Here is an 8888-nt window from a genome sequence, read left to right as displayed (position 1 = left end):
GTCTAACTTCTCTGGGTCAGTTCACCTGCGCAGGGGCGACGTCGTTTGAGGTTGTCGTGAAACTTACTTGATAGGCAGCTTGGTCGTGTTCTTGACCTCTTCCATCACCGCATACGTGTGCGTCTCGCGCACGCCTTTCTGCAGCAGCGTCTTGCCGAGGAATTCGCGGTAGGCCGCCATGTCCTTGACGCGCGCCTTGACGAGGTAGTCGAAGCCGCCCGCCACCATGTGGCACTCGAGCACTTCCGGGATCAGCTGGACGCTCTGCTTGAAGGCGTCGAACACTTCCGGCGTCGTGCGGTCCAGCACCACCTCGATGAAGACCAGCAGGGACACGTCCAGCAGCTGCGGGTTCAACTGGGCCGTGTAGCCCATGATATAACCGGACTCGTGCAGCTTGCGGACCCGTTCCAGGCAGGCCGCCGGGGACAGGTTGACCCGTGCCGCCAGCTCGACGTTGCTGATACGCCCGTCGCTCTGCAGCTCGGCCAAAATTTTCTTGCTGATCTTGTCCAGCATCCTACGTTCTCCACTATAAATATTATTTGGTGAAATTCTCTCACCAAAAACTATCTTTTTCTAGTCTTCTCTAAAAACAGAATTAATAAAGAAGATTTCCTTCTACAATCGAATCATTGATCCGCAACACCAATCGCGTCGGCCCTGGCACTGGGGACCGGCGCGTTTTGCTGTGCGGGCGCCCATTTCCTTATCGCTTACACCATATCTCCATGAACATTGCCGCCACCCCGGCCATCACCTTCGTTCCCTTCGACGCCCTGCAGGCCGAGACCCGCCGCGATCAAACGCCCTTGCGCGCCGCCATCACCGCCGCCTACCGCCGCGACGAGACGGCCGCCGTCGAATGGCTGCTGGAGCAGGGCGCACGTCCGCATGCCGACGCGCACGCGCTGGCGCACCGCCTTGTGGCAGCCGTGCGCCAAAAACGCACGCGCTCGTCGGGCGTCGACGCGCTGATGCACGAATTCTCGCTATCGTCCGAGGAGGGCGTCGCACTGATGTGCCTCGCCGAAGCGCTGCTGCGCATCCCGGACACCGACACCGCCGACCGCCTGATTGCCGACAAGATCAGCAAGGGCGACTGGAAGAAACACCTGGGAGAATCTCCGTCCCTGTTCGTCAACGCCGCCACCTGGGGCCTGCTCGTCACGGGCAAGCTGGTGTCGTCCAGCAGCGAAACCGGCCTGGGCGCCGCATTGACGCGCCTGATCGCCAAGGGCGGCGAGCCGCTGATCCGCAAGGGCGTCGACCTGGCCATGCGCATGCTCGGCAACCAGTTCGTCACCGGCCAGACCATCGACGAAGCATTGAAGAACAGCCGCGAGAACGAAACCCGCGGCTACCGTTACTCGTATGACATGCTGGGCGAAGCCGCACTCACGGAGTTGGATGCAAGCAATTACTATGCCTCCTATGAAGCGGCGATCCACGCGATCGGCAAGGCATCCAATGGCCGCGGCATCAAGGACGGTCCGGGCATCTCGATCAAGCTGTCGGCGCTGCATCCGCGCTACAGCCGCGCGCAGTACGCGCGCGTGATGGGCGAATTGCTGCCGCGCGTGCGCAGCCTCGTCCTGCTGGCCAAGCAATACAACATCGGCATCAATATCGACGCCGAGGAAGCCGACCGCCTCGAGATCTCGCTCGACATGCTGGAAGCGCTGGCGTTCGACCCGGCCCTGTCCGGCTTCGAAGGCATCGGCCTCGTCGTGCAGGGGTATCAAAAGCGCTGTCCGTTCGTGATCGACTACGTGGTCGACCTGGCGCGCCGCAGCGGCCGCAAGTTCATGGTGCGCCTGGTCAAGGGCGCCTACTGGGATGCGGAGATCAAGCGCGCCCAGGTCGACGGCCTGCCCGGCTATCCGGTCTATACGCGCAAGGTGTACACGGACGTCTCGTATCTCACCTGCGCGCGCAAGCTGCTGGGCGCGACCGACGTCATCTACGCCCAGTTCGCCACGCACAATGCGCACACCTTGTCCGTGATCTATACCTGGGCCAAGGCGGACGGCGTGTCCAACTACGAATTCCAGTGCCTGCACGGCATGGGAGAGACGCTGTACGACCAGGTCGTGGGCAAGGACAACCTCGATAAAGCCTGCCGTATCTATGCGCCTGTCGGTTCGCACGAGACGCTGCTGGCCTACCTGGTGCGCCGCCTGCTGGAAAACGGCGCGAACAGCTCGTTCGTGAACCAGATCGTCGACGAGAGCGTCCCCATCGATGCGCTGCTGGCCGATCCGTTCGAACAGGCGCGCGCCGCCAGGTGCCTGCCGCACACGCGCATCGCGCTGCCGCAGGCGCTGTTCCCGGACGGCCGCCGCAACTCCGCCGGCATCGACCTGGCCAACGAGGACATGCTGGCGACCCTGGGCACCGAGCTGGCCAAGCCGCGCCACTACCTGGCCGCGCCGCTGGTCGCCGGCCCGCTCGAAGCGGCCGTTGCGGCTCATGTAGCCAACCCGGTGATCAACCCGGCCCAATCGGCCGACATCGTGGGCCAGGTGACGGAAGCGACGACGAACGACGTCGACACGGCGCTGCAGGCGGCTGTGGCCGCGCTGCCGGCCTGGGAAGGCGTGGGCAATGCGCAGCGCGCCGCCCTGCTCGAGCGCACCGGCGAGCTGTTCGAAACGCACATGATGGAGCTGATGGCCCTGGCCGTGCGCGAAGCGGGCAAATCGCTGCCGAACGCGATCGCCGAGATCCGCGAAGCCGTCGACTTCCTGCGCTACTACGCGGCCGAGATCCGCGCCACGGCACCGGCCAAGGCCCTGGGTCCCGTGACCTGCATCAGCCCCTGGAACTTCCCGCTGGCCATCTTCACGGGCCAGGTCGCCGCCGCGCTGGCGGCCGGCAATACCGTGCTCGCCAAACCGGCCGAACAGACGCCGTTGATCGCGCACCGCGCCGTCCAGCTGTTCCACGAAGCAGGGGTGCCGGCCGGCGCGCTGCAATTGCTGCCGGGCCGCGGAGAGACCGTCGGCGCCGCCCTGACGCAGGATGCGCGCGTAAAAGCCGTGATCTTCACGGGTTCGACGGAAGTGGCGCAATTGATCAACCGTACGCTGGCCGAACGTGCAGCGCGCGAAGGCTGCGACATCCCCCTGATCGCCGAGACGGGCGGCCAGAATGCGCTGATCGTCGATTCCTCGGCGTTGCCGGAACAGGTCGTCCAGGACGTGCTGAGCTCGGCATTCGACAGCGCCGGCCAGCGCTGCTCGGCGCTGCGCGTGCTGTTCCTGCAGGAAGACATTGCCGACAAGACCATCAAGATGCTCAAGGGCGCGATGCAGGAATTGCGCGTGGGCGTCCCGGACCGCCTGGCGACCGACATCGGCCCCGTCATCGATGCGGAAGCGCAGCGGAACCTGCTGGGCCACATCGAGCGCATGAAGGCCAATGCCAAGCAGCACTTCTCGCTGGCCCTGCCGGCGGAACTGCAGGCGCAGGGCACCTTCGTGCCGCCGACCGTGCTGGAGATCGGTTCCCTGTCCGAACTGACGCGCGAAGTGTTCGGTCCCGTGCTGCACATCGTGCGCTACCGCCGCGCCGACCTGCCGCAAGTGATCGACGCCATCAACGCCACCGGCTACGGCTTGACGCTGGGCGTGCATTCGCGCATCGACGAGACCATCGACTTCATCGTGTCGCGTGCCCACGTGGGCAACATCTACGTGAACCGCAACATCGTCGGCGCCGTCGTCGGCGTGCAGCCGTTCGGCGGGGAAGGGAAGTCGGGCACCGGTCCCAAGGCCGGCGGTCCGCTGTACCTGAAGCGCCTGCAGCAGCATGCGCAGCCGCTGCTGAAACACGAACGCCGCAGCGACGCATCCCTGGACGCGCTGCTGGACTGGGCACGCGGCAATGGCCACGGCGACGTGGCGACGCTGGCGGAAAGCTACAAGGAGACGTCGCTGGAAGGCGTGCGCATCGACTTGCCGGGCCCCACCGGCGAGCGCAACCAGCTGGCCTTCACGCCGCGCGGCACCGTGCTGTGCGCGGCCGACGGCACCAAGGCGCTGCTGAACCAGCTGGCGGCCGTGTTCGCGACCGGCAACCGCGCCCTGGTGCTGGCCGATGCGCGCAACCAGGTGCTGGCCGGCCTGCCGGCGGCGGTGAAGGAACGCGTGCGCTTCATCGGCGAAGCGGAACTCGACGGCAGCGATATCGCCATGGCCCTCGTCGATGCGAGTGTCAAGGGAGAGGTGCAGCGCAAGCTGGCCGGCCGTCCGGGCGCCATCGTCGGCATCGTCGATACGCGGGAACAGGAACCGGTCGCCTTGTGGCGCCTGGTGGCCGAACGCGCCGTCTGCGTGAATACGACGGCGGCGGGCGGCAATGCGAGCCTGATGACGCTGAGCGCCTGATCGATTGACATAGACGCTGTCGTCGGTCTGACAGGAACGGCGTGCCCTTGCGGCACGCCGTTGTCGTTTACGGCAGCGAACTGGCGTTGATGCCCAGGCAGAACTGCCGGACGATGTGGAAGGCATAGCGCGATGCCACCGATTTCACGAAGCGCATGAAGTCGGTGGCGGCGTTTTCGTTGGCATTGTCCGAAATCGTGCGGATCACGCCGAACGGGATCCCCAGCTCGAAACAGACTTGCGCGACGGCCGCGCCTTCCATTTCCACGGCCAGTAGCCCCGGAAAGGCCTCTCCCAGGGCCTGGATACGCTCCCTGCCGCTAACGAACTCATCCGCACTGGCGACGAGGCCCCGATGCAGCCGCGGCCCGCTGAGCGCGAATACGGCCCTTTCCTGGGGATCGATGGCGGCGGCGAAGTCCTGGGCCAGGAAACGCTGGGCCGCATCGGCCAGCTGCAGGCCCATGTGGCGGTCAGAAGAGAAATGCGTCAATCCCGTCAACGGCACCTCGAAACGGGGAAACAAGGGGCGTGCATCCATGTCGTGCTGGACCAGCGACTCGGCCACCACGATGTCGCCGACACGAATCGAGGGAGCGCCAGCGCCGGCGACACCCGTAAACAGGATGTGCGTAACTCCGAACTTTTCAACAAGCGTGGTGGCGGTCATTGCCGCAGCAACCTTGCCTATACGCGATAAAACGCACACAGCGTCGATTTCCCACAGTTGTCCGAGAAAGTACTCGCGCATGCCGTGCATGAGCTTGTAGGGCCTCTCCATGGCTTCCACGAGCCCCTGCTGTTCTTCGTGCAACGCGCTGATGATCCCTAATCGCATGTTTTTCCCTGGCCTGGACAGGCGTTGAAGACCGTTTTTCGGGTTTATGCACCTTGTTCACGGTCTTTTTGTATTAGTAAACGTAGGTATATATAAAAACTGGTAGTGATAGTAAACGCGCAATCAGCTGTGGATAAAGACGAATTTATCTACAGCGTCAACGGTTTACGTGTTGCCGGAAGTGCTGGAAAAACATTGTATCGATGCTGGACCGATGTTGGACAAAAACTGTTAGGCAAGAAAAAAACCGTTTTTTGCACACTTGGTCCTGTGGATATGCAGGCGTTTTTCCACAGCCGCTGCGATTTTCGCGTCCTTTGGGCTGGCAGCGAAGCGGCGGATCCCGCGTTTGTTGCCGGGTTGACGATCCTGGGAGGCATGCAGGACGTTGCATATTCCTCGAGGTGGCGTCCACCGACCTCATTTTCCTGTAGACCAAAAAAACGCTTGCAGGGCGATTGCGTGTCCGTCAGTTGCGAGCGATGTGTCGCTACCTGCCGTAGGCGTCGTCGTGTGGCTGTTCTGGAAGCGCAAGCCGCGTTTCGTTTTCCTGCAGACAGGCCAACGCTTGCAGGCCAGCGGCTGTGCCGTGAGTCGGCGAAGCAGGCGAGCCGTGTTCGGCGCTGTGTACAGGAATCGGGTTATCCCTCTATGAGTTAACTTGGATAGAAAGATAAGTTGGTAGTGATAGTAAACGCCGCACGAACTGTGGATAAACGGGATTTTTTCCACAAGCTCAAGGGTTTACGTGCGTGTAAACGCGCTGGAAAAAACCTGTATCCGGCTGGGATCGAAACTGGACAAAAAACGGCGGTTTTGTAAACGGTCCGGTTTCGCACATTCGATCCTGTGGATATGCATGGGTTTATCCACATGCCGGCTGGTTTTGGGCATCCGGGAGGCCCGTTTTGCAGGGTATGCAGCCATGCGCGGACCTGATCGAGGTCGTTATGCATGCGTGTTGGACGGTCTTGCCGGAATCGAAAAAATTTTCCGGCGTCTTGCAACGTGGTCGACGTCGATGTGCAGGAATGGCTGACGGGATTGCCGGAGCCGTTTTTTTTTTGCGCCAAGGCCGCGCTCGCGCCGGCACCCCAGGTTTACAAGCAAAAGCTTGTATACAGAATAGTGGTAGTAGTTAACGGTGCTGCTCATCTGTGGATAAGCCAGGTTTTTTCCACAACATCAAACGTTTACGTGTGCCGAAACCCGGTGGGCTACCGTTGTGTTTGCCTGAGGGAAAAAATGAATAAAAATCGGGGCTGTACGAAAACTGTCCGTTCCCCACAATCCGTACCTGTGGATATGCAGATGCTTATCCACAGACCTCCAGCATGTCCTTTGGAACCTGTTCTCTGGGACGCTGTATGGACGAGCAGGAAGAGACGACCATGGAATCCGCCGGTGAATACGACTACGTCATCGTGGGAGCGGGCACGGTCGGTTGCGTACTCGCGAATCGCCCGAGCCGGCGTCCCGATATCGACGTCCTGCTGATCGAAGCGGGCGGCAAGGACGACTACGACCGTTGGGCCGACTTCGCCAGCGATGCTTCCTGGCGTCGGGAACACGTGTTGCCGCTGTTCCGGAAAAGCGAAGACCACTGGCTGGGCGCCAGCGCCACCCACGGCAGCGGCGGCGAATGGCGCGTGGAGCGCCAGCGCCTGTCCTGGGAAATCCTCAATGCCTTTCGCGCGGCGGCGCACGAGACCGGCATTCCGGCGGTGACGGATTTTAATGGCGGAGACAATCACGGCTGCGCCTATTTCGAGGTCAACCAGCGCCGCGGCATCCGGCTGAACACGGCCAAGGCCTTCCTGCGGCCGGCATCGGCACGGCCGAACCTCGACATCATGACGGCTGCCAGGTGGAGCGATTGCTCGTCGACGGGGAGGGGCCGGACTTGCTGTGCCGCTGCGTGCGTTTCGGCGGCGGCGGCCGCATGTTCGCGGCGACGGCGCGGCGCGAAACCCTGCTGGCGGCGGGTGCCATCGGCTCGCCGCAGATCCTGCAACTGTCCGGCATCGCCCGGCTACGTACCTGCAAGGGCTCGGCATCCCGCCCGTCGTCGATGCGCCCGGCGTCGGAGAAAACCTGCAGGACCATCTTCAATTGCGCATGGTGTACCGGATCGCCGGCGCGCGTTCGCCCGCTCCCGGCCAGGCGACGCCCAACCTGCAATACCACGTGCAGCCCCTGTCACTGGACAAGTTCGGCGATCCGCTGCACGGCTTTCCCGCTTTTACGGCAAGCGTCTGCAACCTGCGGCCGACGGCCCGCGGCCACGTGCGCATCGCCTCCGCCGACAGCCATGCGCCGCCGAAGATCGTGCCGAACTACTTGAGCACGCAGGAAGGCCGCCGCGTGGCCGCCGCCGCGCTGGCATTGACGCGGCGTATCGTGGCGGCGCCGGCGCTGGCGACATACCGGCCGCAGGAGTTCAAGCCGGGACCGGATTTCCAGACCGAGGACGAGCTGGCCGAAGCGGCGGGCCTGATCGGCACGACGATTTTCCACCCCGTCGGCACTTGCCGCATGGGCCGGAGCGACGATCCGCTGGCCGTCGTCGACGGCGTCCTGAAGGTCAGGGGTGTGCGCCGCCTGCGCGTCGTGGATGCGTCGATCATGCCCTTCATACCATCCGGGAACACGAATTCGCCCACCCTGATGATCGCGGAAAAGACGGCGCAGGCGATCGAGGACGGGGGCTTCGCGCCCGGTTGAGCGCCGCCGCTCGGGTGCGTGGCTGCCGCGGCGACGCAGGTAGAATGGGCCGACCAACGAGGCCTCGACCAAAGGAGACGGTGTGATCGACGAATCCCTCATGCTGGACGTGAACGGCATCCGCATGCACGTCACGACTACGGGGCAGGGGCCGACCGTGCTGCTGCTGCACGGTTTCCCCGACACGCACCAGGTCTGGCGCAAGCAGGTGGGCGTGCTCGCCGCCGCCGGCTACCGTGTCCTTGCTCCGGACCTGCGCGGCTACGGCCGCACCGATGCCCCGGGCGGCATCTTCGATTACACGCTCGATAAACTGCGCAGCGATGTGCTGGGCCTGCTCGACGCGTTGCAGATCGACAAGGTGTTCATCGTCGGCCACGATTGGGGCAGTCTCATCGGCTGGCAGATCGCGACGCTGGCGCCGCAGCGCGTGCACCGCCTCGTCGCCCTGTCCGTCGGCCACCCGGCGGCCATCGCCCGCTCGGGCCTGTTCCAGCACCTCCGCATGAGCTATGTGCTGGGGTTCATCCTGCCCGGCATCGCCGAACACACGCTGCGGGCAAGCGACTGGTTCATGATGCGCCAGTTCACCGACGAGCCGGGCCAGGCCGACCACTGGAAGCGCGAACTGTCAGCGCCGGGCCGCCTGACGGCGGCGCTGAATTACTACCGCGCGAATCTCGGCATGAGCCTGCCGCAATCCTATCCGCGCATCAAGGTGCCGGTGATGGGCATCTGGAGCGACCGCGATCCGGCGATGGGAGAGAAGCAGATGCGCGATTCCGCGCACTACGTCGAGGACGAGTTCCGCTTCGAAAGGATCCGCGGCGCCGACCACTGGCTGCAATTGACGGCGCACGAGAAGGTGAATGCGCTGCTGCTCGAGTTCATCGGCGAGGCGCGGGTGACGGTCTGAAGGGAATCAGCACGGCGGT

The 8888-nt window shown here is 63.6% G+C and carries 6 protein-coding genes and 1 pseudogene; 5 read left to right on the top strand and 2 right to left on the bottom strand.

Annotation, left to right across the window (positions count from 1 at the left end; genetic code table 11):
• Positions 1 to 63: 63 nt before the first annotated feature.
• Positions 64 to 519, bottom strand: coding sequence for an Lrp/AsnC ligand binding domain-containing protein (locus QPK32_RS12250; protein WP_036171419.1), 456 nt, complete (start codon positions 517 to 519; stop codon positions 64 to 66).
• 212 nt (positions 520 to 731) lie between these two features.
• Here QPK32_RS12250 and putA point away from each other — a divergent pair, with 212 nt between their 5' ends.
• Complete coding sequence (gene putA / locus QPK32_RS12245) at positions 732 to 4391, top strand: trifunctional transcriptional regulator/proline dehydrogenase/L-glutamate gamma-semialdehyde dehydrogenase (RefSeq protein ID WP_290413089.1); 3660 nt, start codon at positions 732 to 734, stop codon at positions 4389 to 4391.
• 67 nt (positions 4392 to 4458) lie between these two features.
• On the opposite strand, the gene QPK32_RS12240 is transcribed toward putA, so the two are convergent.
• Positions 4459 to 5229, bottom strand: coding sequence for a 5'-methylthioadenosine/adenosylhomocysteine nucleosidase (locus QPK32_RS12240; RefSeq protein WP_290413088.1), 771 nt, complete (start codon positions 5227 to 5229; stop codon positions 4459 to 4461).
• A 129-nt stretch (positions 5230 to 5358) separates the two neighbouring features.
• On the opposite strand from QPK32_RS12240, the gene QPK32_RS12235 reads away from it, so the two are divergent.
• The 4 genes and pseudogenes from QPK32_RS12235 to QPK32_RS12225 all read left to right on the top strand — a co-directional run bounded on the left by QPK32_RS12235 (position 5359) and on the right by QPK32_RS12225 (position 8869).
• Positions 5359 to 5889 (top strand): hypothetical protein, encoded by a 531-nt coding sequence (locus QPK32_RS12235; RefSeq protein ID WP_290413087.1) that lies wholly within the window; start codon positions 5359 to 5361, stop codon positions 5887 to 5889.
• Positions 5890 to 6563: 674 nt separating this feature from the next.
• Positions 6564 to 7195 (top strand): annotated as a pseudogene (locus QPK32_RS26675) (GMC family oxidoreductase N-terminal domain-containing protein); the annotation flags it as partial.
• Positions 7196 to 7347: 152 nt separating this feature from the next.
• A complete protein-coding gene (locus tag QPK32_RS26670; RefSeq protein WP_374046735.1) occupies positions 7348 to 7953 on the top strand; it encodes a GMC family oxidoreductase in 606 nt (201 codons plus the stop codon).
• 82 nt (positions 7954 to 8035) lie between these two features.
• Positions 8036 to 8869: an alpha/beta fold hydrolase gene (locus tag QPK32_RS12225; protein ID WP_290413086.1), complete on the top strand. Its 834-nt coding sequence runs from the start codon at positions 8036 to 8038 to the stop codon at positions 8867 to 8869.
• Positions 8870 to 8888 lie beyond the last annotated feature (19 nt).

It is taken from the genome of Massilia sp. YIM B02763 (assembly GCF_030412015.1).
Lineage (GTDB): Bacteria > Pseudomonadota > Gammaproteobacteria > Burkholderiales > Burkholderiaceae_D > Telluria.
Note: the sequence above shows the minus strand (reverse complement) of the source record. Positions and strands in the feature narration are given on the sequence as shown.

Bases quoted from the DNA above. Each gene is read 5' to 3' on its own strand.
- QPK32_RS26670 (WP_374046735.1), top strand. From the start codon at position 7,348: ATGGTGTACCGGATCGCCGGCGCGCGTTCGCCCGCTCCCGGCCAGGCG.
- QPK32_RS12240 (WP_290413088.1), bottom strand. From the start codon at position 5,229: ATGCGATTAGGGATCATCAGCGCGTTGCACGAAGAACAGCAGGGGCTC.
- QPK32_RS12250 (WP_036171419.1), bottom strand. From the start codon at position 519: ATGCTGGACAAGATCAGCAAGAAAATTTTGGCCGAGCTGCAGAGCGAC.
- putA (WP_290413089.1), top strand. From the start codon at position 732: ATGAACATTGCCGCCACCCCGGCCATCACCTTCGTTCCCTTCGACGCC.